The organism is Nostoc sp. ChiQUE01b (assembly GCF_034531255.1).
Taxonomy (GTDB): Bacteria; Cyanobacteriota; Cyanobacteriia; order Cyanobacteriales; family Nostocaceae; genus Nostoc.
Genome location: NZ_JAVRBM010000001.1, coordinates 79515 through 102918, shown reverse-complemented (window position 1 = coordinate 102918; position 23404 = coordinate 79515). Strand labels below are relative to the sequence as shown.

Below are 23404 nucleotides of genomic sequence, written 5' to 3'. Positions count from 1 at the left end.
AGTTATTATTCTCTTCCTTGTCCCCCTTGTCCTCCCCTACTCCTCCTGCTCCCCTTCCCTTTCTTTCCACGTTGCCAACTTTGGCTATTAGGTTGTTTGCTAAATTCGCCTTTGGGAAAAAGTCGCTGTTCTAATTCTTCATAGCTGCCTTCAAAATCACAATGACCGTAAAGGGGACATTTCTGACAATAAATGCTTTTGGTATAGCGTTCTAAGTTCTCGCGGTTAAAAAAATACGGTTTCTGACTAAAAGTGCTAGCAACCCACTGCCATGACATATTATTACTAGCAGGATCTCCATCTAAAAGATGTTCGAGAAACCATTTGGCTCCTGCTTGCCAACGAATACGCCGCCAATGGACAATATAAGCCGCTAGCCACATTCGTGCATGGTTATGTAAATAGCCAGTTTCTCTCAAATCACGACTGAAACTGTCAATGCAAACTCTGTCTGTAGTTCCTTCTCTGATATCTTGCGGCAATTCGGGTGCATATTCGCCCACAGTATAACCAGTTTTGTACTCTTCCTGGTCTTGCCAAATTTCATCCCCTAACTTTATATACAATCGTTGCCAATAGTCGCGCCAACCTAACTCGTTAATTAGTTTCGTAGCTTCATCTTGGTTTTGTACTTGGTCAAGGACGTAATCTCGAATTTCTCGCAAACTCAAAACCCCATAGCGGATATAAGGAGAAAGACGCGTGACCGCACCTGCGAAGAAATTACGTGTTTGAGCGTAGCGAACTGGGTCAATTTTTTGCAGCGCTGTTTGTGCCGCTTTCCGTCCCCCCAGAGTTTCGCTGATGTGGTCATCGCGTTCTGCTGCACCTGGGAATTGTTCGCGCAGGTAAGCTACCAACTCATCGCGGTTGGTAAATTGGCGTTGCATATCTTTAGGCATTATCAGCAAATATGAATGGTTACGTGCGTAGGCATCGCTCAATATATGTACTGTACAATTCTAAAGCGATATCTACGACGAGCTACGCCTAGACAATTTCTCACACATTATCATGAGCAACATTCCCCAAATTGGACAACCAGCGCCAGATTTCTCCACACTTGACCAAAATGGCAATGCAGTTACTCTCGACGACCTCAGCAGTCAGTGGGTTGTCCTCTACTTCTACCCCAAAGATGACACCCCTGGTTGTACCACCGAAGCGAAAGACTTCACCGAATTGTATCAAGACTTCAGCACACTGGGAGCAAAAATCTTAGGTGTAAGTCCAGATTTGGGGAAGTCTCATTGTAAATTTATCAGCAAACATAACTTGTCAATCACCCTTTTAAGCGACCCAGAACATTTTTTAATCGAAGCCTACGGCGCTTGGCGATTGAAAAAATTTATGGGCAAAGAATATATGGGTGTTACTCGATCAACTTTTCTAATTTCACCTGATAGAATTATTGCCTATACTTGGCCTAATGTAAAAACTAAAGGTCATGCTCAGGCAGTTTTAACTAAATTACAGGAATTAGCAACCACGTAAAATCCCAAGTGAGTCAAATTGGTCAAATCGATATAGAAACCAGTAACGTTATCATCGAAGTAACAACTCAAACTGTTAGATAGTAGTATATCCAGTTGAATAATATTATGGTTCAAGTCATCCAAGTGCATAATGTCAGCCTTGCTGATTTAGAAGCAAAGTTTGGTCTGAAACAAGCTGAAAATGAAGATTTTTTTACAGAGTGGTTTGACACTCTCCCAGAAATCACAGATATAGAAAAGCAATATCTAGACAGGGTTAAAACTAATTTTATGAGATTGATAAAACACCCACCGATCTTAGAAAATGCAGTCAAAATGATAGTGTTGTCTCCTTTATTAGATTTGGCAGGATTCTATCGAGAGCCATTTTTTATCAGTACTGAAGAATCTATAGAAATTGCTTTGGAGGATGAAGAAGAAATTATCAAAGGGCGCATTGATGTTCTAGTTATTCAAGAAAAATTGTGGTTGTTAGTAGTTGAATCTAAAAGGGCTAGCTTTTCCCTTTTAGAAGGCATACCCCAAGCACTGGCTTATATGTTGGGCAATCCTAATCCAGATAAACCTGTGTTTGGATTAGTTACTAATGGTAGTAATTTTATTTTTCTTAAACTTGCTAAAGAAAATCAGCAAAAGTATGCTATATCTGACCAATTTACACTTTTGAAACGAGAAAGTGAACTGTATCAGGTTTTAAGTGTATTAAAAAAATTAAGTCAAATTTTGAGTTAATAATTATGTCTATTCGTCCTATATACCTTGATTCCCACGCTACTACACCCGTAGATGAACGGGTATTAGCAGCAATGATTCCTTACTTCACAGAAAACTTTGGCAACCCAGCAAGTATTAGTCATGTTTATGGTTGGGAAGCAGAAGCTGCTGTTAAACAAACGCGAGAAATTTTAGCAGCAGCAATCAACGCCACACCAGAAGAAATTGTGTTTACGAGTGGGGCAACAGAAGCAAATAATTTAGCTATAAAAGGTGTTGCGGAAGCTTATTTTAAAAAAGGTCAGCATATTATTACTGTTGCCACTGAACATAGTGCAGTCATCGATCCTTGTAATTATTTAAAAAGTCTCGGTTTTGAAATTACTATTCTCCCTGTCCAAATAGATGGATTGATTGATTTAACTGAGTTAAAAAAAGCTTTTCGTCCTGAGACAATTTTAGTATCGGTGATGGCTGCAAATAATGAAATTGGCGTGTTACAGCCTTTAGCAGAAATTGGGGAAATGTGCCATGAACACCAAATTTTATTCCACACCGATGCCGCCCAAGCTATTGGTAAAATTCCGTTAGATGTGCAAGCGATGAAAGTTGACTTGATGTCGCTAACAGCACATAAAGTATATGGGCCCAAAGGCATTGGAGCGCTGTACGTCCGCAGACGTGATCCCAGAGTACAACTGGCTCCCCAGCAGCACGGTGGCGGACATGAGCGAGGAATGCGTTCTGGTACATTGTATACACCGCAAATTATCGGCTTTGGCAAAGCTGTAGAAATTGCTTTGGCTGAACAAGAGACAGAAACCCAACGCCTCACCCAGTTAAGACAAAGATTATGGGAACAGCTATCGCAAGTTAAAGGAATTCATCTCAACGGACATCCTCAACAGCGATTGGCGGGAAACTTGAATATCAGTGTTGAAGGAGTGGATGGAGCCGCACTTTTGCTAGGATTACAGCCAGTAATGGCAGTTTCTTCTGGATCTGCTTGCTCGTCAGCAACTACTGCACCTTCCCATGTTCTTACAGCACTGGGACACACCCAACAGCTAGCTTATGCCTCGGTGCGGTTTGGTATTGGCAGGTTTAATACAGAAGAAGAGATTGATATTGTGGCGAAACATGCGATCGCTACCATTCAAAGTTTACAAAATAAGCGGTAAGCATGAAAGCCAGCAGAGCCTCTTTTTTGTGCAATCCTATATTTAGGAAGAGATATTATCTGTGCGATCGCCCATATCAAAAACATTAAATTCAATCCCGTCTAACTTCAGCCTCAAAGCTTCTAATAAGAGGTTTACCCTTTCTTCGATAAAAATAGTTAGGGCATTTTCTGGAAGTGCATCCCCTCTTGACCATTCAAGAATGATTGTAGGTATAAGATGAGAGCGTAGGACTGTCTCTAAACCTGGCTCGTCATATTCTTTTAGATAATGTAATGGATTTTTATCGCTAATTTTCAAATTAGTTATTTGAGACAGATAGGCTATATTCATCAAGCTATCAGATTCTATTTGACTAGCAATGCCACTCTGCCTAATAAAGTTAACTGGAAATATATGGTGCAGGTTAGGCTTATCTGTTAGCAGATAATAAACATCAGACAAAACATCTCTATGAGGTTTTGCCCAATCTTGCGGTTTGTGATTTGCATAAAGTGATAGTATCGCTCTGGATAAGCGACCTCTATAACTGTAGAAAGATTTTCTGAGCGAATTTTTATCAATATCAAATTGATTGAATGAATAAGTACTATTAGCCTTTTGGTGATTAACAAACTCTATATGTTGCCAGAGGTGAGTAGTGTTTGTTAGTAAGTCTGCATTATGAAAACTATAATACCAAAAATACTTACCTAGAAAACTATAATCTGGTTTATCATTCCGATAAAAATATGCTGTGATAGTCAGGTATAAATATCGGTAAGGAATTAATCTTCCACCCTTAATATGCAAAATATTATCAAAAAAATCAAAAGTTTTCGCAACTGCTATTTTAAAATTAGACCAGACAGCTTCAATATGCTCTGTTTTTAGCTCATTCAGATACCTGTCAGTAATATTTTGTATCCCTGCATTGGGAAATTCAAGTTTTACTACTACAGCTAACATCTGGAGTAATGTCCAATCATCAACCCTCGTATATTGACTGGTAGCAATAGACTCTCTAAAATGATTAATTAAATCCCGAAGGTAAAACCCAGGAATATTATTCTTTTTGTCCTCAATCCGAAAAGTCTTAGCAACCACAATGTCAAAGATATCTAAGGGTTTACCAGCTTGATTAATCCGCTCAAATATTTGACATACTTCTGCAACTTCAATACCTCGTAATTCAATGAAGGAAATTTGATAACTATATAAGGCTTCCCTAATCCTTCTTAATTGTTGCATATAGGGATTTTCAAAGTCACCATATCCATTTTTGTGAAGATTTCTTTCTATTTCTCCAGGGCTTTTAATAATATCTCTTAAACTAACAATGAGTTTTTCTTCGTAACGTTTTTTCTTGCCACTATTTGCTTTTATTTGACCACCATTATCATCGATGTCATCCCAAAATAAAAATCGCTTTGTGTAACTTGTATCATCTGTTATATCAGTGAATTCAACTGTCAAGTCTATATATAGTGTTGGATCAAAGTTCTCCTTTTTCTCAATCTTTCCTCCATATATTGATGTTAAAAGAGCAGTCGTTCTTTGTTGCCCATCTAAAATATATTGGTATTCATTAGAGTGAAAATCATCAGCAAATTTGATCCCTCCTATTTGTCTATGACTTTCTAATTTTGTGCTAGTTTTCCAAATTAGAATACTTCCTAAAGGGTAAAATTTATAAATACTATCCCAGAGTTTTTTAACATTCTCTTTCTCCCAGACCACATCTCTTTGAAAAGTTGGAATTTGATACCTTTTAGCTAGGAGATTATCTAAATAGGTAGTAATACTAAAACCATCTGGCTTAATGCGATCAGCGTATGTAAACATTGAATTAACCTTACTTAACTTTGAGTAAATATCAAGATTGGTGTGTAAATTTTAATCATTTGAGTAAAATTCCATACAAGGTTAACTGATATTTAATTAAGTGGCAACTCAGATTTTAGAAAATCTCTGCAACTTTTCTTCCATGCCCACGTTGCCCTGTAAGCCGCCTGTGTGTACTAGCAACAAGCGATCGCCTTTACAAAAAAATCTCTGCTTTAGTAAATCCATCACTCCGTAAAACATTTTGGCGGTATATACGTAATCGAGGGGTACGTCATGTTCCTGTGTGAACTGTTGGCTAAACAGTATTAACTCGTTGTTCACCTTTGCATAACCGCCAAAGTGGTAATCACATACCAATTCCCAGGAAGCGGGAGAACTATATGGTATGGGTAAATCAGAGGTGAGGTAATTTGTCAATAAACTTTCGATTTCTTGTGCGAGAAATGCCCCATTTTTCAATACTGGAAAAGCGATCGCTCTTTGGTCTTCATGTAACGAAAGCGCAATACCTGCTATTGTGGTAGCTGTACCGCAGGCTACGCATATATGATTAAATGCGTAGGCGTAGCCAGCCGTAGGCATCGCATGATCAATTATCTCTGTGCAACCGCGCACACCATTTAAATTACTCCCACCTTCGGGAATGATAAACACCTCACCGAAACGTTGTCGCAGATATTCCTGTAGTGTTGGTGTGTTGCGCTGTCGATACATCTCACGGTTCAGGTACACAAGCTGCATACCCTGTTGTACAGCAAAACTCAGCGTAGGATTCAACGGTAGCCTCTCCTCGCCACGAATTACACCAATGGTACGAAAACCGAAAAGATTACCAGCCGCCGCAGTTGCATAGATGTGATTGGAATAAGCGCCGCCAAAAGTAAGCAGCGTTGTGAAATTTTTCTCCTTAGCTTCCAAAAGATTGTATTTTAGCTTAAACCACTTGTTGCCGTTAACCAACGGATGCATGAGATCGAGGCGCAGCACATACAGATCAACACCTGCGTAACGGGCGATTTCGCTGTTGATTTGTTGTAGAGGAGGAGGAAGAAAGGTTAACGACATGCGTAAACATTCTAACTTAGAATTTGCATTCTCTCACGTTCATTATTGAACATAAAAGTAATGATAAACATTGAGTAATTCAATGGTAAATCAATCAAAATGATGAATAAATCTTTCTAATGATTAGCTTTAGAAATTGGCATTTTACTAATTGAGTGTTTCAGGTAAATATAAGAAACATAACACTCACTCCAGATAATATTCTTTTTGGAGAAAAGAAATGGTTGCACTCACACAGCTTACTCAAGTTACTCCCAGCCCAGGACGTTTGACGATTCAAACTGTTGAAATTGCCCCTCAAACGACAGCTATCCGTTGTCTCGATTGGGATAGAGAACGTTTTGACATCGAGTTTGGTTTACGGAATGGTACAACCTATAATTCTTTCTTAATTCAAGGAGAGAAAATTGCCTTAGTTGACACATCTCACCGCAAGTTTGAGCAATTATATCTTGAGGTAGTGACGGGATTAATCGATCCAACTAAGATAGATTACTTGATTATTAGCCACACAGAACCAGACCACAGTGGCTTAGTGAAAGATATTTTGCAATTAGCTCCCTCAATTACTGTTGTTGGTGCAAAGGTAGCTATTCAATTTTTAGAAAATATGGTTCACCAGCCTTTTAAATCAATGCAGGTGAAAAGTGGAGAGCGATTAGATTTAGGCAACGGACACGAATTAGAATTTATCTCTGCACCTAACTTACACTGGCCTGACACAATCTTGACTTATGACCACAAAACTTGCACTCTCTACACCTGTGATGTGTTTGGGATGCATTACTGTGATGACCACACTTATGATGAAAATATTACTTCAATAGAGGAAGATTTTCACTATTACTATGATTGTCTCATGGGCCCCAATGCTCGGTCTGTCTTGGCAGCTTTAAAGCGGATTGAAAAGTTAGAAATAAGAACAGTTGCTACGGGACATGGCCCTTTATTACAAGACTATATCTCCGAATGGCTCGGACGGTATCAAAACTGGAGTTTAGAACAAGCAAAAACAGAGACATTAGTGGCTCTATTTTATGTTGAAGATTACGGGCATAGCGAGCATTTAGTCCGTACCATAGCACATGGGTGCGCGAAAACAGGCGTAGCAGTAGAATTGGTAGACCTCAATAGTGCTGAACCTCAAGAAGTTCGAGAATTAGTTACACAATCTTCTGGTTTAGTAATTGCAATGCCAGCCCAATCTTCAGTGATGGCTCAAGCTGCTTTAAGTACGATTTTAGCTGCTGTTCACAAGAAGCAGGCAATTGGTTTATTAGAGTCGGGAGGTGGAGAAGATGAACCCGTTTATCCTTTACGTAATAAATTTCAAGAACTGGGATTAACTGAAGCTTTTCCTCCTATCTTAGTTAAGGAAATTCCTACCCAAGCAACGGAACAACTTTGTGATGAAGCGGGGACAGATATGGGTCAATGGTTGACCCGCGATCGCACCATTAAACAAATCAAATCTATCAATACTGAGCTAGAAAAAGCTTTAGGGCGGATTAGTACAGGATTGTATATTATCACCGCCAAAAAAGGAGAAATTCAGAGTGCAATGTTTGCTTCATGGGTGACACAAGCGAGTCTTGAGCCTTTGGGAGTAGCGATCGCAGTATCCAAAGATCGGGCAATTGAATCCTTGATGCACGTTGGCGATCGCTTCGTTTTAAATGTTTTAGAAGAAGGCAAATATCAAGGATTAATGAAACACTTCCTGAAACGTTTTGCTCCTGGTGCAGATAGATTTGCCGGAGTGAAAACATATCCAGCGAAAAATGAATCGCCCGTTTTAGCTGAAGCTTTAGCTTACATGGAATGTGAAATTACTAGCCGCATGGACTGTGGAGATCATTGGGTAATTTATAGCACAGTCCAAACTGGAAGAGTTGCCAACCTACATGCACTTACAGCCGCCCATCACCGCAAAATGGGCAATCATTATTAAATGGTCATTTGTCATTTGTCATTGGTCATTTGTCATTGGGAAGAAGCAGAGGGAAAGAGGTAATTTTATTATTCTTCCTCCTGTTCCTCTGCTCCCCCATCTCCCTCATCTCCCTCATCTCCCCCATCTCCCCCACTCCCCACTCCCCACTCCAAACAACTATGTATAAATCTCCTGAAAATACCTCAATTAGCATGTACGAAATCAATCGCGGGCGCGTCGTGCGAAGTTTGGAATTTATCCAAGATGTAATTGTGATTTCCCTGTGTATCGGTTTATTTAGTTTCATGGTGTTTCAGGTGAGAGATATGTTTCTCTCCTTACTTCCACCTTTAGATTTTCATGCTGTTACTGCCGATATCCTCTTTTTACTTATCTTAGTTGAGCTATTCCGACTGCTGATTATTTACCTACAGGAACATCGAGTATCTATTGGGGTAGCTGTTGAAGTTTCTATCGTTTCTGCCTTGCGAGAAGTCATTGTTAAAGGTGTTCTAGAAACAAGTTGGAGCCAAGTTTTAGCAACTTGTGCCTTTTTATTAGTCCTGGGAGTACTACAGTTTCTCCGAGTTTGGCTACCCCCTACCTTTGAAGGTATCGACCCGGAACAAGAAGTATCTAAACGCTATAGAAGCCGAGTTAAGTCTGAATTAACACAAACCAATAGTCATTAAGAATAGGGAGTAGGGAATAGGGAATAGGCACAGAGAAGAGAAGGAGAATAACCAATGCCCAATGCCCAATGCCCTTCAGGAGTGCTGAGTGGGAAATCTCACTTCTTTACTCGGAACTCGGAACTATTTTGCCCCATGCCCAATTAAGAGAGGTTATTATGTCTGTTGCAACATTAACGCCCAACCATAGCAGAGATGTACAAGTTGCTGAAATTGGTAAAAATACTCTGATTTTGCGATCGCGGACTTGGGACAGATTAAAATTTGAGGTGGAGTATTCCCGCCAACGGGGAACTACAGCAAATTCTTATCTGATTCAAGCTGATAAAAAGGCTTTAATTGACCCTCCCGGCGAATCTTTTACCGAAATTTACCTTGAGCAACTAGCACAAAATCTAGATTTCATCACCCTAGATTACATTGTTCTTAGTCATGTCAACCCGAACCGCAGAGCAACCTTGCAAGTATTACTCTCTCTGGTTCCTCAAGCGACTCTAATTTGTTCTCGCCCCGCCGCTAATGCTCTAAAAACTGCCTTTCCCGAATTTGAATCACCTATTCAAGCGATGCGATCGCAGGATACTCTAGATTTAGGGCAAGGACATCTTCTATCATTTGTCACCGTACCAACTCCCCGGTGGGTGGATGGACTTTGTACTTACGATCCCGCCACAAAAATTCTCTACACAGACAAACTTTTCGGCGCTCATATTTGCGAAGATACCTTGTTTGATGAAGATTGGAAGGGATTAGATGCGGAACGTCGTTACTATTTTGAATGTCTCCATGCGCCCCAAGCCAAACAAGTTGAAGTCGCATTAGATAAGTTGTCGGTTTTGGGAGCTAGATGTTATGCCCCAGCACACGGCCCGGTTGTCCGTTACAGCCTGAGCCGTTTTACTTATGATTACCGTCAATGGTGTCAAGGGCAAAAATCTCAAGAGTTGAGTGTTGCTTTGCTTTATGCTTCTGCTTATGGAAATACAGCAATTCTGGCCAATGCGATCGCTCAAGGTTTGATCCAAAATGGAGTTAATGTAGAATCAATCAACTGTGAACTAGCCGATTCTGCACAGATTAACCGCATTGTAGAAACCTGCGATGGCTTAATTATTGGCTCACCCACTTTAGGCGGCCATGCACCGACTCAAATTCAAACTGCTTTAGGAATAGTTCTCTCGGTGGCAGCTAAAACTAAGTTAGCAGGGGTGTTTGGTTCCTACGGTTGGAGTGGCGAGGCAATAGATTTAATCGAAAGCAAGCTCAAAGATGCTAATTATCAACTAGGGTTTGAAACAATTCGGGTGCGTTTCAGTCCGACTCCTGAGATTCTCCAGCAGTCTCAAGAAGCCGGTGCTTTTTTTGCCCAAAACTTGAAGAAAACCAAAAAACTGCGTTCTTCCCGCCAGATTGTCACAGAAACCCATGTAGATCGTACCGAACAAGCGGTGGGGCGGATCGTTGGTTCTCTGTGTGTTGTGACAACTCGCGATGAAGAAACTCACAAAGGCGTTTTAACTTCTTGGGTATCGCAGGCAACTTTTAACCCGCCAGGGATTATGATTGCGATCGCTAACGAGCAAAATGCAGAGTTAATGCATCACCCCGGCGATAAATTTGTGCTAAATATCCTCAAAGAAGGAAGAAATGTGCGCCGCTATTTTTCTCGTCATAGCACTTTAGGAGATAATCCCTTTGCAAATCTTGACACAAAAACTGCTCTGAATGGTTGTTTGATTTTGAATGAGGCATTAGCCTATTTAGAATGTACAGTGCAAAATCAGCTTGAATGTGGCGATCGATGGTTAATTTATGCCGTCATCGATGGCGGTGAAGTGTTGGAAAATGATGGTGTCACGGCTTTGGAACATCGGAAATCTGGCAGCTATTATTAACCTGACAGAAGAGGCAGGGGAGCAGGGAGCAGGGAGCAGGGAGCAGAGGAGAAGGATTCTAGGATTCCCCTGCCAAAAAGAATACAGAGCAAGTAAATTTATTTATGCTCAAAGTAAAAACATTTATGAAGAAGACGCGAAGCGCGAACGCGAGTGCGTCTCGCAGAGAGAAATAATACGTCCTTATTTCAGAGCCACCGGAATTTATGCATGAGGTTCTCCCCCCTGCCCCCTGCCTCTTGTCCTCTTGTTGACTGTTCACTCTTGTCTAAAAAACCTCTTTGTTTGTAAAGCTACGGTATACACACAAGTCTTTTAGAGTTTCAACGGGATTGTTCCGGCTGACAATGCGATTGTTTTGCCTGACAATGCGATTGTTTCGGCTGACAATGCGATTGTTTCGGCTGACAATGCGATTGTTTTGCCTGACAATGCGATTGTTTTGCCTGACAATGCGATTGTTTTGCCTGACAATGCGATTGTTTCGCCTGACAATGCGATTGTTCCGGCTGACAATGCGATTAGACCTCTTGCAAAAGTCCCCTAAACCCCACCCCCAACTCCTCCCCGCCTGCGGGGAACTCGGGGCCCCCTCTGGGGATTAGGGGCAGGGAGACTTTGATGTAAGTCAAAGGCGGGGTGGGGTTCTTATTTTGGATTTATGCAAGAAGTCTATTGTTCCGGCTGACAATAAACTCATTATTAATTGCACGAACGAGCGGATTATATAATATTTTAATATTATCAAAAGGCTATTTATTATAATATCCAATAATACTTAATGTTATTTGTATATATTTAAAAAGTAAAAACTTTAAAAATGTTTATTTTTGTAAAAAAGACATGGTAAAGTACTACTTATCAAAACTATAGTGTATTTATAAACTTTAAGTAGTTTAACAATTTCAAAAAGTATTTTTTCAAGCAATGAAGTCTTTACTCGTGGCTAAGTAATTGTTAAAATTACAATTTTTAGCTTGATAAAAGCTGCAACTATCCTCAGCCGATGTATCGACTGAGATATTCGTGAATTCTGTACCAAGTAATTTGGTGCGGTATAAATTTGCATATTTAATCCGCAGCTCTTAACAAAAAGAGTATTTAATCCTTGAAAGATTGCCTTTGCTGGTTAGCTTTAACTTGTGAATAATTAGTATTCACAAAGAACAGTGGTATTTTATTTTGTGTGTGAGGAATGGGTGTGAATTACTATAAGTTAATCTGTACGAAAAGAGTCAGTTGGCTGTGCTTACTTACTGCTTTTATTTTGCTGGGTACATCTCCTGCAACTGCTCAACTAAATGCTAACAATCCTGTAAACAATTTTGAGAGCGCAGATAAAGACAACAGTAGCGGATTTTCAACTAATTCTAATTTTCTAGAATCTAATGCGATCGCTCAAGTAAACTCAGTATCTCAATTATCTGATGTTAAGACAACAGATTGGGCATTTCAAGCACTGCAATCAGTGGTGGAGCGTTACGGTTGCATTGTCGGATATCCTGACAGTACTTATAAAGGGAATCGTGCCTTAAGCCGTTATGAATTTGCTGCCGGATTGAATGCTTGCTTAGATAGAATCAACGAACTGATTGCTACTAGCACTAGTGACTTAGTTAAGAAAGAAGATTTAACTACTCTCCAAAAACTTCAAGAACAATTTGCATCTGAACTTGCGACATTGCGGGGTCGAGTAGATGCTTTAGAAACTCACACAGCTACTTTAGAGAAGCAACAGTTTTCTACCACAACTAAACTTAATGGCGAAGCAATTTTTTCTTTGTCCACAGCGACAGGTGGAGAACCAGGTAGCCAAGATGCTAAATTAGCCTTCAATAATCGCGTCAGGCTCAATCTTACCAGCAGCTTTAACGGCAGTGATTTGTTTATTGTTGGACTTCAAGCTTACAACTTCAGATCGAGCGGTTCATTTTATGAAAGAGGAACCATTCAAGGCCAATTACTGCCGAATTCAAGTTTTCTTGGTGCAGGCTCAACCAAGTTAAGCTTTGAACCTCAATTTCCTGGTTTTAACCCCCAGACATTACAACCCGATGGCGGAGCAAATTCAGTTAGTCTTTACAAACTAGCTTACGTCTTACCGTTGTCTCAGAAATTTGTGGTTTTTGGTGGCACAAATGCAGAGATTACAGATGTTTTTCCTGCCATCACTCCCTACGCTAGCGATAGTCAAGGTGCAATCTCTCGATTTGCAGGTTATAACGCTGCCGTCAGAATGACAGGAGGCACTTCTGGTACGGGTTTATTAGCGGGTGCTGGTTTCTTGTGGAATCCTTCAAAACAAGTGGGACTTGGAGTTATCTATGGTAGTGGTTCAGCTCCAATATCAGAAGATGGTGGTCTTTTGAACACACCTTTGGGAGCAGGTGTCTTTAACGGTACACAAGCAATTGCTGCACAACTGACCCTCAAACCAATCTCAACTATTGATATCGGCATCAACTATGCACACAGCTACCACACAATTAACATTCTAGGTACAGGCTTGGGTAGCGCTGATATTGCTTCTATTCGATTTACTCCCAATGCAGCACAACTGGCGAGGTTTGGTGGTGACGCGACATTAGCAACTCTTGATGAGCCAATCAATGTAAATTCTGTTGGTGCAACAGTAACGTGGCGGTTTGCGCCAAAAACATCCATCTCATTATCAGGTGCGTTGCTTTTTGCTAATCTCTTGAATGTAGATGCCTCTACAACCTTTAGTAGCTGGTCGGCTGGGTTGCATTTTAGAGACATATTCCATGAAGGAAACACCGCAGCCGTCATTTTTGGACAGCCGCTTTATCGGCAATCTGTAGCAGGAATTGCTTCTCGTCCAGAAGACGCGACTCCCTACCATCTAGAAACGTTTTACAACTATCGGGTCAATGACAATATCTCTATTACCCCTGGTGTATATTTCATCTTCAGCCCTGAAGGCTTTAGTGCTAATGACACAGCAATTGTAGGCGCACTTCGCACTACTTTTGCCTTCTAGAGCGCTGGGGATTGGGGGAGAAGCAAGGGTGCAGGGGAGAAAGAAGTTGTAGTAATACCAATTTGAAAAAAGAATGCGACAGATACACACGCATAAACTCTTGTAATATCTGGCTTTCTTAATTTTGAATACGTGAATATCGTGAAATGAGCAGGGGAGGCAAGGGTAGCAGGGGGAGCAGGGGGAGAAAAAGAATAGTTTAGTAATTTTTGCTACTTAAATAGAAATGAATACACTTATTTCTTTCTCTCCCCCTGCCTCAAGAGCCTCCCCTGCTTCCCCATCTCACAAAATCGCATTGCTCCCTATCTCTTCTATGCTTTTTTGGTAGGTGCATTAATCGCTCGTGCATCTATAATGTTTTGCGATACATTCGGGATAAACCAATTCACTTCACCGCTTTTCAAGATTTTAGTACCAGCTTGATTGAATTCAATCACCCCAGTATCTGGATTTGTCTTCAAAACCAAGTTAGTTCCATTTGGAACCTTAATCACAAAGCCACCCGCCAATTCTTGCCCTTGTTTGTCTCTTCCCAAAGTAAGGGCTGTAGAGTCATTTGCTAGATAAACTCCTTTACAATTCCATCTATCTTTAGTTGTCTGGCCATTACCCAGAAAATACAGTGCAGCCCCCTCGGAATATTCATCATCGTCAATATCTGGTTCTGGCCCGTAGATAGCTAGAGTCTTACCTGTTTGATTAGTACACTGACCCCAATCAATTCCTGACTCAAAGGCATATTTTTGCAACTCTAACTCGTTGATTTTTTGGTCGATTTGCTCTGGTGTATAGCCCTCTAATTGAGTTTGTGTTTTTTCCGCCATTTTCAAAACATTCACTTGTTGAGTCAGTGTTATGTAATCAGGATTTTTGCTATATTTCGGGCGATCGGCTAGCGAAGGTTGAGCAAATACTAAACTTGCGAGTAATACAACTACCATCAAAATATATTTAAAGTTTTTCATTTCTTTGTCCCTATTTTTTTGCAAATTGCAGGCTCTACTTGCTTTTTAAACAGTATTACCAGCATTATAACGAATATTAAATATTGAACTTTTGTAATTTTTTGCCGCAAGTATTTTTACTTTTCCCTTTTTACTGGCGTTGACTTGCACATCACGAATGAGCCTCTTTCAACAACACATTGTTTACAGATAATCAAAATTTTAACAGCATAAATGTTGCGATTGCAATTTAATTCTATCTTAAAGAGGTATTTTTTATATCTATAGATATAAATTTCGAGGAAATTTGAGGTTGCAAAAATCATGGATATTTAAATAGCTATAAATAGTATTTAGCGATCGTGAATTGTGAAACCATAGAAAAATAGCAGTTTCCATTTAAATAAACAAATACAGCAGTTTGCAAGTAAATGAGGTACAAAATGCAAGACTCAACATCAGATAAAAATAGTTTCTACCTCCTGCCTCCTGCCTCCTGCCTTCTCTCAACGATAAATTTTCCCACCCAGCTACTTATGTACGTAAGTATCCTTGCTTATCGGCGAACTATCATCTGGAAAAATCTGGAAGACCGCTCTTATGGGTTCCTATCAATGATAATTTTAAGCATTGGGAACCCCTAAAAATCAAAGTTTATGAACGCAGCCGACGACAAAACGATTGTTCGCGAGTATTTCAATTCCACAGGATTTGACCGTTGGAAGCGAATCTACGGTGATGGCGAAGTCAACAAAGTCCAATTAGACATCCGCAATGGACACCAGCAAACTGTGGATACAGTTCTCGGTTGGCTGAAGGCTGATAACAATTTACCAGAGCTATCAATTTGTGATGCTGGGTGTGGTGTCGGTAGTCTCAGCATTCCCCTAGCAGTAGATGGTGCTAAAGTCTATGCCACCGATATTTCAGAAAAAATGGTAGAAGAAGGCAGGGATAGAGCAAAGCAAACTTTGGGAAATGCCGAAAATCCCACTTTTGCTGTGCAGGATTTGGAATCATTGAGTGGTAGCTACCATACCGTTATTTGCCTAGATGTTCTCATCCATTACCCTCAAGAAAAAGCTGATGAGATGATATCTCACCTCTGTTCTTTGGCACAGTCGCGGATAATTCTCAGTTTTGCGCCGAAGACGTGCGCCCTGAGTATACTCAAGAAAATTGGCAGTTTCTTTCCTGGGCCAAGTAAAGCCACTCGTGCATATTTGCATCGTGAGGCTGATGTGGTAAAAATCTTGGAAAGTAATGGTTTTTCATTGCAACGACGGGCAATGACGAAGACTCGCTTCTATTTTTCTCGGCTACTGGAAGCTACACGCAATTAAGGTTAAAATCGTCGCAGCAAAGGTATAATAAACATCTTGCTGCGATTTAACAATCTCAAACCTGAGATATGATAGATATTGCCGTTGGCATCAAACTTTGTTTTTTCTCTAAATAACCGAGCGATCGCAGCTGCTCCCAAGAGAATAGTGAAAGCAAATAACTACATTTACGTTTTATTCAGATAAAACTTCTTCTTTGAAGCTTCAACAGCGGATATCAAACTTCTGGGAATGCTGACTCCAAGGGTTTTATAGGTGTATTTAATTTCTTGTTTATCTAGTTTCTCTAATTCCCTAATTTCAGATTATAACGGGTGACATTGTATTAACCAACGCTGCACTAATTAAGCAATGTAGGCAAAAAAATATTGTGCAAAAGCTAAAAAACTGTTGCTGGGAGTAGATTGAGATATTGGAACCTTTATGAAAGTCAGGTTAAAATCGCAAGCAAAGTGTAAATCTGAAGTGAAACTATGAAAACTGCTGAAAAATTAGCTGCCGGTTGGCTACTGACACTCGGATTCATGTTTGTAACTCTATCAGCAACAGCGGCATTAGAAAAATTTGCTACACGTAAAGCCATCATAATACCCGTGGGTGAGTATGAGTTTAACGCACCAAATGCTACTTATGAAGATAATAATGCTGCTGTTGGTGGTCTAATTTTTGGTGTCCCTACCCTAACACTGGGCACATGGTTGGCATTGGGATTGTACCGTCAAAGTCGGCAGGAGAAAAAGGCGATTAATCAACAAGTTAGCGATCGCCTGCAATCGATTTTTTATGAGATGCTACAAGAAAATCACGGGCGCGTAACTGTTTTAGGTTTTGCCATGCAGTCACAACTACCCGCAGCCCACGCCAGACAATATTTAGATCAAAAAGCTAAAGAATTCAATGCAAACTTTAAGGTGAACGAAGAAGGGGCTGTATCATATCATTTTGATGTCTAATTGTCATTAGTCATTTGTTCTTTGTCCTTCGTCCTTTGTTCTTTGTCCTTCGTCCTTTGTCATTTGTCACTTGTTATTCACTAATGACCATTGTACAGACGCGATTAATCGCGTCTCTGACCAATGACGACTTTACCAACTTACGGCTAGGTGTAATGACGCAGATTTTTTTGAGCGTTGCTGCCATTTTAGGCGGTTTGTCAGTTGCTGCTGGTGCTTTTGCTTCCCATGCCTTGCGAGAAAAGATTAGTGAGCGATCGCTAGAAATTTTTGAAACTGGCGCTCGTTATCAAATGTATCATGCTCTAGCACTTTTCTTAGTAGCAATACTAATTAGTCGTACCGAGTCCCCTCAACCTACTCTTATCGCCAGTGGATGGCTGTTTATCATTGGCATTGCTATTTTCTCAGGAAGCTTGTATGCCCTTAGCTTAACCGGTATTAAATCCTTGGGAGCGATCGCACCACTTGGGGGCACAGCCTTGATTGCTGGTTGGGGTGCTTTAGCTTTTGCCGCTTGGAATTTGAAGTTGTAAAAAAGTTAGGAGTTAGGAGTGAAAAATTCTTAACTCCATTTGTTGAAGGCTCAATTTCCTCTTTTTTAACGTGATGCATATTTAGTTTATGGAGATGTTTAATCGTTAGGTATTTTTTCTCAAGTGGGACGCACCCGATATTTTCCAATAAACAGGATTGCCAAATTCATCAAACTTATTTACGTAATATTACAGAAGCCACAAATACAAAAAAGCAATAAACTTCATAATGCATAAGTATATTATTAAATAACAACTAAGAAATTTTACATTTATAATATCATTCCAACTTATGAAACGGCGCAACTTTCTTTGGTATTCGCTACTGTTTACTGCTGGTTGCACAACAGGAGTAAATTCTACTACTAATAGCTCAGATCAAATGGCAATAACTGCACCAAAAAATCTCAAATTTGCAGTTACAGATGTTACTGGAATTAAAGACTTAGAACGAGATTATGGACTTTTTCGCACCACATTAGAAGAGATATTAGACATAAAAATTGAGTTTTTTCCTGTAGAAAATTCGACAGCAGCAGCACCAGCACTGTTATCAGGAGAGGTGGATATTGTATTTGCAGGGCCTTCAGAATACTTGATTTTGAATGCTAGAGCAAAGGCTATTCCGATAATTGCGATTGAGCGCACAAACTACCATTCGATTATTGTAGTCCGTGCAGATAGCAAAATTAAATTATTATCTCAATTAAAAGGCAAAACAATTGCCATGCGAAAAATTGGCTCAACCTCTGGACATCTTGCTCCCACAAAGCTACTGATAGATGCTGGATTAGATCCAAAAACTGATTTCAAAACTGTCATGTTGGATGATAAAGGAGTACAAGCCTTAAAAAAAGGTGAGGTAGATGCTTGGGCGACTGCATCTGACAGATACAAAAACATTCTCGAATCTGAGGGCTTACTTGAGAAAGATTTTTCTATAATTTTTAAAGGGCCATTACTTCCTGGTGATGTATTTGTTGCTAGTAACCAGTTGGCATCTAGCTTTATAACAGATATGCGATCGCGCATGATTAAGTATCAGGATAAACTCATTCAAAGTTTGGTGACTGCTAAAGCGAACCAAAAGTATAAAGGAAGCAAATTAGTTATAGCAAATGATGCTGATTATAATATGATTCGTGAAGTTTATCAAAAAATTGGACAAGGAAAATTTTTATAATACTATAGTCGATAAATAAATGATAGCTGCTACGAAACATTCTGCTAAAAGGATTTTTATATTACTTAGTAATTTAAGCAATAACTGGAATATCGCTAAAAAGATTAGTTATGGCTATACTCTAGCAGTTAGTATTGCTTTCATAGGTACAACAAGTGGTTTATTACTTGCATACCGCTATGAAACACTTGCCCAGCAACAGTTAGATTTATCTTATCAACAACAATCTCTATTAAAAGATTTAGAAACATCAATAACTAGAGTGCGACTACATCCACAAAGGTTAGTTACTGTATTAGAAAACTCTATTTGGTTAGAATTTGAGAAAAATAGATTTCTCGATGAAATGAGTCAAGTTAATCAGCAGTTATTCAAACTAGAAACTTTTACAAATACCTATGCTCATGATTCAACAATAAATAATATATATTTGTTGAATTTATTGAATAAATATAAAAAAAGTACAAAAACATATACTCAAATAGTACAAGATTTTTGGCAACAGATTGAACAACATAAATTGTCATCAAAAACAACACAAGCCGATCAGGAAGAGTTACTAATTTTTTTCAAAAAAGAAGTCAAGAGTTCTGTTGAATTTGAGAAACTTTCAGATGAGTTAATTCAGATTATCAGACATGCAGAAATTAAAAAAAAACAAGCAAATGCTAGTTTTAAGAGTGCCCAAAACCTACGAATTAAAGTTATTATTGGAAGTATGGTGTTATCAGCTGCGATCGCAGCTATACTAGCATTATATACCAGTAGATTAATTGCCCGTCCCTTGCAAATAGTTACTAACGTTGCCAGAAAAATCACGCAAGAGTCAAATTTTCAATTGAGAGCTAATGTCACAAGTAATGATGAAGTAGGGACATTAGCTACCTCCCTGAATCAATTGGTGGAATGGGTAGGAGATTATACCCAGGAACTAAAGCTAGCTCGCCAAAGTTTAGAGCAACGGGTAGAAGAACGAACCCAAGAACTAGAACTAGCTCGTCAAAGTTTAGAGCAACGTGTAGAAGAACGAACTCAAGAACTTCAAAAAACCCTACAAGACTTAAAAGAAGCTCAAGGGCAATTAATCCAAACAGAAAAAATGTCTTCTCTTGGGCAGATGGTAGCAGGTATAGCTCATGAAATTAATAATCCTGTTAACTTTATTTATGGAAATATTGAATGTGCCAGTGATTATACTCAAGATTTACTTAATCTGGTAAGTTTATATCAGCAAGAATATCCAAATACTATCTACTCGATAGAAGAAAATATTGAAGAAATTGATTTAAATTTTATTCATAAAGATTTGCCTAGTCTACTTGTTTCTATGAAAATGGGTGCTCAACGCATTCGGGAAATTGTGTTATCTTTGCGGAACTTTTCCCGATTAGATGAAGCTGATATGAAAGAAGTAGATATTCATGAAGGAATTGATAATACCCTGTTAATTCTAAATCACAGACTTCAACAAGAAATTGAAGTAATTAAAAAATATGGAGATTTACCCTTAGTTGAGTGTTACCCAGCACAACTCAATCAGGTGTTTATGAATATTCTGAGTAATGCGATAGATGCTCTGTTAGATCAAAAAGCTCATTCAGTTAAAAGTAAACAAATTATTATAGATACATTAAATATAGATGATATTTATATCAAAGTAGCAATCAGAGATAACGGTTCTGGAATTCCATCAGAGATTAAAAATAAACTGTTTGACCCTTTTTTTACAACTAAACCAGTGGGTAAAGGTACTGGGTTAGGTTTAAGTATTTCTTATCAGATAGTTGACAAACATCAAGGTAAAATAGAAGTAATATCTGAACTCGAACAAGGAACAGAGTTTGTAATCGTCTTACCTATTAAGACACAAACAAATTAGTACCGCTACTCTATAGTCAACGCCTAATCAAAAATTAATATTGGAAAATTTTATTTTTTAAAAAGCTAAAATTGAAGAGTTAATAACCATTTTTTAAGTAGCATTAAAAAGATTTTTTTTATATCATGAGTCACTAAATCAATTTCTAAAGATTCACGAAATTCTGAGACTTCAATGGTTTCATTCCCAGTCTCTAATCCCACTACTTCTTGAACTGGTAAAATATGCACACCACGTAAGTCATAATCAGAATCAGGTGAAGGAAAACCATATAAGTGGGAACCACTAATGATAGTGAATAAAAGCGGGTAAGGCTGTTGCCCAATAATTGTGTTAATAGAAGGTGGAATATTCATAATGTGCCGTTTACTTGCTTACCTCGGTTCGCCTGTTTCTTTAGAACATCTTCTGTATAAACCAGAACACTCATTGATAGTCCAGAGTTATCAACCCCGTGAAATGACCTCTGGGGTAGTAAATGCAGATGGCTTTGGTGTGGGTTGGTATCATATTCAAAAAGATACTAGCCCTTTTATCTACAAAAATACCCTGCCTATTTGGAATGATATAAACCTACCCAGTCTCAGTCGTTACGTTGAATCGAAGTGCGTACTTGCTTATGTCCGCAGTGCTAGACCAGTCCAAGCCCTAGATTTTGCTAATTGTCAGCCTTTTAGCCATCAACAACAGCTATTTATTCATGATGGACGAATCGAAAATTTCCAGAAAACATTACACAGAAAAATCCGCAGCACTTTAACCCAAGATTTTTACGAAAAAATTAATGGCAGTACTGACTCCGAACACATTTTTGCATTGTTACTTTCGCAAAGTCAAATTAACAAACATCGACCTCCAGAGTATGCTTTACGCACCACATTATTAACGCTTTTAGAGATGGCAAAACGCTATCAAGTAGAAGCCTCACTCAATATAATCTCTAGTGACGGACATCGCTTAATAGCCTCTCGTTTTGCTACCACTTCACGGCCTCCATCTCTTTACTGGATACGAGATGATCCGACTTTCCCAAAATCCGTAATTATTGCGTCCGAACCTCTATTTATAGGTAATTGGATTGCTTGCCCAGAAAATAGCATCATTAGTGTGGGAGCAGACTGTGAGATCAAAATTGAGCAAATCTAGTATAAAAGAGGCTATTTCTCAAGTCTTCCATAAATGCCGCTCGAAAACTTTTGCACTGTTGCAAGATATGGACGAAGCCACATTCTTTAGTCAACCTCATCCTGACTTTAGTCCTGTTGGCTGGCACTTGGGGCATATTGCCTATATCGAGTCTTTATCGCTGCTAGAACATAGCACTTAGGTGCTTACTTGCTATTATTCTAAGGGGAAAATGGTGAAAAATAGCTTTAAAGCTTGAGCTATATTGCTCAGGCATGGTTTTATTAACTATGGCTATGTGTTTCACTGATTGGAGTAAAGGTCTGCTATCAAAGTAACCTATTACGCCGAGCAAACGGAGGTTTCATGTCGATATCCAAAGCTGTTAACAGCAACGTTACTTCTCAAAGCAGCGTTGAAAAACGCTTGTTGATAGAGCGTTTGGTAGAAGCAACTCAAATAGTTGCGCCTAGTGCTGGGAGTGATGTAGTGAAGGGATTAACTCAAACACCTAAATCTCTACCCCCTTGTTACTTTTATGATGACCGTGGTTCCGATCTATTTGAGCAAATCTGTGATTTACCAGAATATTATCTTACACGCACAGAAACAACGATTTTACAGCAGTATGCTGGTGAAATTGCCGAGATAACTGGCGTTTGTGAATTGGTAGAACTTGGCAGTGGCAGTTCTAGTAAAACCCGCATTTTACTAGATGCTTACCAGCAACTAAGCTATCCTCTGCATTACCTACCAATTGATGTATGTGCAGGTATATTGGAAAGTAGTGCCAAGCAGTTATTAGAAGATTATCCCTTACTCCAAGTTTATGCACTAGCGGGAACCTATGAATTAGCCCTTGCAAAACTCCTACCGACGCAATTACCCAGTCGGATGATTTGTTTTATTGGTAGCAGTTTAGGTAATCTTACCCCTGATGAGTGTGATGTGTTCTTCTCTCAGATTACCAATGCTCTACAAGTAGGTGAGTATTTTTTATTGGGGATAGATTTACAAAAGCCAAAACAGATTTTGGAACCAGCTTATAACGACAGCCAGGGAGTGACAGCTGCATTTAACCTCAATATGCTGGAACATTTAAATCAGCGATTTGAGGGTAACTTTGACACAACCCAGTTTGAACACCAAGCATTTTACAATGAAAGCGAGCATCAAATAGAAATGCATTTATGCAGCCTGCGATCGCAAATTGTAGAATTACGCGCTCTTAATCTTAAGGTTAATTTTGCACGAGATGAGACTATCCTCACTGAAATTTCCCGCAAATTTGACCTTAATAATATCAAACAGCAACTAACTGGACAAGGTTTATTACCTCTTCATGTGTGGAGAGATCCAAATCAATGGTTTGGCTTAATGCTCTGTCAGCTGCAAGCATAAAGCATTAGACCTAGCTTGAAAATAGGGGCTGGGGATGGTGGGGCCCCTCTGGGGATAAGGGGTAATGAGGACTGAGAAAGAGATATTTTTATTACTTCGTTGTGGACTCTGTTCATGGAGTCTCTTGCACAAATGCAAAATTTGCTCACCCTGCGGGATCTTGCTAAATCCCCCAATCCCTTCTCCCAATTTTGGAAGAAGGGGAGCCAATTTCAAAATCCCTCTCCCAAGCT

At 39.3% G+C, this 23404-nt stretch carries 20 protein-coding genes and 1 pseudogene; 15 read left to right on the top strand and 6 right to left on the bottom strand.

The window, feature by feature from the left end:
* Positions 1–5 precede the first annotated feature (5 nt).
* The gene (locus tag RMY63_RS00435; RefSeq protein ID WP_322726794.1) at positions 6–902 is read right to left on the bottom strand and encodes an FAD-binding domain-containing protein; all 897 of its coding nucleotides are present in this window, start codon (positions 900–902) and stop codon (positions 6–8) included.
* A 112-nt stretch (positions 903–1014) separates the two neighbouring features.
* Here RMY63_RS00435 and bcp point away from each other — a divergent pair, with 112 nt between their 5' ends.
* From bcp to RMY63_RS00420, 3 genes are all read left to right on the top strand, one after another.
* Positions 1015–1494: a thioredoxin-dependent thiol peroxidase gene (bcp, locus tag RMY63_RS00430; protein ID WP_322726793.1), complete on the top strand. Its 480-nt coding sequence runs from the start codon at positions 1015–1017 to the stop codon at positions 1492–1494.
* A 107-nt stretch (positions 1495–1601) separates the two neighbouring features.
* Positions 1602–2228 (top strand): type I restriction endonuclease, encoded by a 627-nt coding sequence (locus tag RMY63_RS00425; RefSeq protein ID WP_322727033.1) that lies wholly within the window; start codon positions 1602–1604, stop codon positions 2226–2228.
* Between the two features lie 5 nt (positions 2229–2233).
* A complete protein-coding gene (locus RMY63_RS00420; RefSeq protein WP_322726792.1) occupies positions 2234–3391 on the top strand; it encodes an IscS subfamily cysteine desulfurase in 1158 nt (385 codons plus the stop codon).
* Positions 3392–3433: 42 nt separating this feature from the next.
* Here RMY63_RS00420 and RMY63_RS00415 read toward each other — a convergent pair whose 3' ends face one another.
* Both RMY63_RS00415 and RMY63_RS00410 read right to left on the bottom strand, forming a co-directional pair.
* A complete protein-coding gene (locus RMY63_RS00415) occupies positions 3434–5215 on the bottom strand; it encodes a GmrSD restriction endonuclease domain-containing protein (protein WP_322726791.1) in 1782 nt (593 codons plus the stop codon).
* A gap of 108 nt (positions 5216–5323) precedes the next feature.
* Complete coding sequence (locus RMY63_RS00410; protein WP_322726790.1) at positions 5324–6283, bottom strand: 1-aminocyclopropane-1-carboxylate deaminase/D-cysteine desulfhydrase; 960 nt, start codon at positions 6281–6283, stop codon at positions 5324–5326.
* Between the two features lie 220 nt (positions 6284–6503).
* Between RMY63_RS00410 and RMY63_RS00405 the strand changes: the two genes are divergently transcribed.
* From RMY63_RS00405 to RMY63_RS00395, 3 genes are all read left to right on the top strand, one after another.
* A complete protein-coding gene (locus RMY63_RS00405) occupies positions 6504–8234 on the top strand; it encodes a diflavin flavoprotein (protein ID WP_322726789.1) in 1731 nt (576 codons plus the stop codon).
* A 161-nt stretch (positions 8235–8395) separates the two neighbouring features.
* On the top strand, positions 8396–8908 hold the full coding sequence (locus tag RMY63_RS00400; RefSeq protein WP_322726788.1) for a phosphate-starvation-inducible PsiE family protein: 513 nt from the start codon (positions 8396–8398) through the stop codon (positions 8906–8908).
* Between the two features lie 158 nt (positions 8909–9066).
* On the top strand, positions 9067–10803 hold the full coding sequence (locus RMY63_RS00395; RefSeq protein ID WP_322726787.1) for a diflavin flavoprotein: 1737 nt from the start codon (positions 9067–9069) through the stop codon (positions 10801–10803).
* Between the two features lie 268 nt (positions 10804–11071).
* Here RMY63_RS00395 and RMY63_RS41660 read toward each other — a convergent pair whose 3' ends face one another.
* A complete protein-coding gene (locus tag RMY63_RS41660) occupies positions 11072–11278 on the bottom strand; it encodes a hypothetical protein (protein ID WP_416212478.1) in 207 nt (68 codons plus the stop codon).
* A gap of 726 nt (positions 11279–12004) precedes the next feature.
* Here RMY63_RS41660 and RMY63_RS00385 point away from each other — a divergent pair.
* The gene (locus RMY63_RS00385; RefSeq protein ID WP_322726785.1) at positions 12005–13804 is read left to right on the top strand and encodes an iron uptake porin; all 1800 of its coding nucleotides are present in this window, start codon (positions 12005–12007) and stop codon (positions 13802–13804) included.
* A gap of 314 nt (positions 13805–14118) precedes the next feature.
* Here RMY63_RS00385 and RMY63_RS00380 read toward each other — a convergent pair whose 3' ends face one another.
* Positions 14119–14772 (bottom strand): hypothetical protein, encoded by a 654-nt coding sequence (locus tag RMY63_RS00380; protein WP_322726784.1) that lies wholly within the window; start codon positions 14770–14772, stop codon positions 14119–14121.
* A 635-nt stretch (positions 14773–15407) separates the two neighbouring features.
* Between RMY63_RS00380 and bchM the strand changes: the two genes are divergently transcribed.
* From bchM to RMY63_RS00355, 5 genes are all read left to right on the top strand, one after another.
* Positions 15408–16094: a magnesium protoporphyrin IX methyltransferase gene (gene bchM, locus RMY63_RS00375; RefSeq protein ID WP_104906499.1), complete on the top strand. Its 687-nt coding sequence runs from the start codon at positions 15408–15410 to the stop codon at positions 16092–16094.
* Between the two features lie 473 nt (positions 16095–16567).
* Entirely contained in the window at positions 16568–17047 is a 480-nt protein-coding gene (locus RMY63_RS00370; RefSeq protein WP_322726783.1) for a hypothetical protein, read from the top strand.
* A 155-nt stretch (positions 17048–17202) separates the two neighbouring features.
* Complete coding sequence (locus RMY63_RS00365) at positions 17203–17583, top strand: DUF423 domain-containing protein (RefSeq protein ID WP_322727032.1); 381 nt, start codon at positions 17203–17205, stop codon at positions 17581–17583.
* A 292-nt stretch (positions 17584–17875) separates the two neighbouring features.
* Positions 17876–18766, top strand: coding sequence for a phosphate/phosphite/phosphonate ABC transporter substrate-binding protein (phnD, locus tag RMY63_RS00360; RefSeq protein ID WP_322726782.1), 891 nt, complete (start codon positions 17876–17878; stop codon positions 18764–18766).
* Between the two features lie 19 nt (positions 18767–18785).
* Positions 18786–20645, top strand: a complete 1860-nt coding sequence (locus tag RMY63_RS00355; protein WP_322726781.1) for an ATP-binding protein — start codon at positions 18786–18788, stop codon at positions 20643–20645.
* Positions 20646–20710: 65 nt separating this feature from the next.
* On the opposite strand, the gene RMY63_RS00350 is transcribed toward RMY63_RS00355, so the two are convergent.
* A complete protein-coding gene (locus RMY63_RS00350; protein ID WP_322726780.1) occupies positions 20711–21001 on the bottom strand; it encodes a DNA polymerase beta superfamily protein in 291 nt (96 codons plus the stop codon).
* 1 nt (position 21002) lies between these two features.
* On the opposite strand from RMY63_RS00350, the gene egtC reads away from it, so the two are divergent.
* The 3 genes and pseudogenes from egtC (at position 21003) to egtD (ending at position 23171) form a co-directional block, all read left to right on the top strand.
* A complete protein-coding gene (gene egtC / locus RMY63_RS00345) occupies positions 21003–21791 on the top strand; it encodes an ergothioneine biosynthesis protein EgtC (RefSeq protein WP_322726779.1) in 789 nt (262 codons plus the stop codon).
* Positions 21766–21966: pseudogene (locus RMY63_RS00340) on the top strand (DinB family protein); the annotation flags it as partial. The gene egtC and the pseudogene RMY63_RS00340, both read left to right, overlap by 26 nt.
* Positions 21967–22136: 170 nt before the next feature.
* Entirely contained in the window at positions 22137–23171 is a 1035-nt protein-coding gene (gene egtD / locus RMY63_RS00335) for an L-histidine N(alpha)-methyltransferase (RefSeq protein WP_322726778.1), read from the top strand.
* Positions 23172–23404: the final 233 nt, after the last annotated feature.

Bases quoted from the DNA above. Each gene is read 5' to 3' on its own strand.
- RMY63_RS00435 (WP_322726794.1), bottom strand. From the start codon at position 902: ATGCCTAAAGATATGCAACGCCAATTTACCAACCGCGATGAGTTGGTA.
- bcp (WP_322726793.1), top strand. From the start codon at position 1,015: ATGAGCAACATTCCCCAAATTGGACAACCAGCGCCAGATTTCTCCACA.
- RMY63_RS00425 (WP_322727033.1), top strand. From the start codon at position 1,602: ATGGTTCAAGTCATCCAAGTGCATAATGTCAGCCTTGCTGATTTAGAA.
- RMY63_RS00420 (WP_322726792.1), top strand. From the start codon at position 2,234: ATGTCTATTCGTCCTATATACCTTGATTCCCACGCTACTACACCCGTA.
- RMY63_RS00415 (WP_322726791.1), bottom strand. From the start codon at position 5,215: ATGTTTACATACGCTGATCGCATTAAGCCAGATGGTTTTAGTATTACT.
- RMY63_RS00410 (WP_322726790.1), bottom strand. From the start codon at position 6,283: ATGTCGTTAACCTTTCTTCCTCCTCCTCTACAACAAATCAACAGCGAA.
- RMY63_RS00405 (WP_322726789.1), top strand. From the start codon at position 6,504: ATGGTTGCACTCACACAGCTTACTCAAGTTACTCCCAGCCCAGGACGT.
- RMY63_RS00400 (WP_322726788.1), top strand. From the start codon at position 8,396: ATGTATAAATCTCCTGAAAATACCTCAATTAGCATGTACGAAATCAAT.
- RMY63_RS00395 (WP_322726787.1), top strand. From the start codon at position 9,067: ATGTCTGTTGCAACATTAACGCCCAACCATAGCAGAGATGTACAAGTT.
- RMY63_RS00380 (WP_322726784.1), bottom strand. From the start codon at position 14,772: ATGAAAAACTTTAAATATATTTTGATGGTAGTTGTATTACTCGCAAGT.
- bchM (WP_104906499.1), top strand. From the start codon at position 15,408: ATGAACGCAGCCGACGACAAAACGATTGTTCGCGAGTATTTCAATTCC.
- RMY63_RS00370 (WP_322726783.1), top strand. From the start codon at position 16,568: ATGAAAACTGCTGAAAAATTAGCTGCCGGTTGGCTACTGACACTCGGA.
- RMY63_RS00365 (WP_322727032.1), top strand. From the start codon at position 17,203: ATGACGCAGATTTTTTTGAGCGTTGCTGCCATTTTAGGCGGTTTGTCA.
- phnD (WP_322726782.1), top strand. From the start codon at position 17,876: ATGAAACGGCGCAACTTTCTTTGGTATTCGCTACTGTTTACTGCTGGT.
- RMY63_RS00355 (WP_322726781.1), top strand. From the start codon at position 18,786: ATGATAGCTGCTACGAAACATTCTGCTAAAAGGATTTTTATATTACTT.
- RMY63_RS00350 (WP_322726780.1), bottom strand. From the start codon at position 21,001: ATGAATATTCCACCTTCTATTAACACAATTATTGGGCAACAGCCTTAC.
- egtC (WP_322726779.1), top strand. From the start codon at position 21,003: ATGTGCCGTTTACTTGCTTACCTCGGTTCGCCTGTTTCTTTAGAACAT.
- egtD (WP_322726778.1), top strand. From the start codon at position 22,137: ATGTCGATATCCAAAGCTGTTAACAGCAACGTTACTTCTCAAAGCAGC.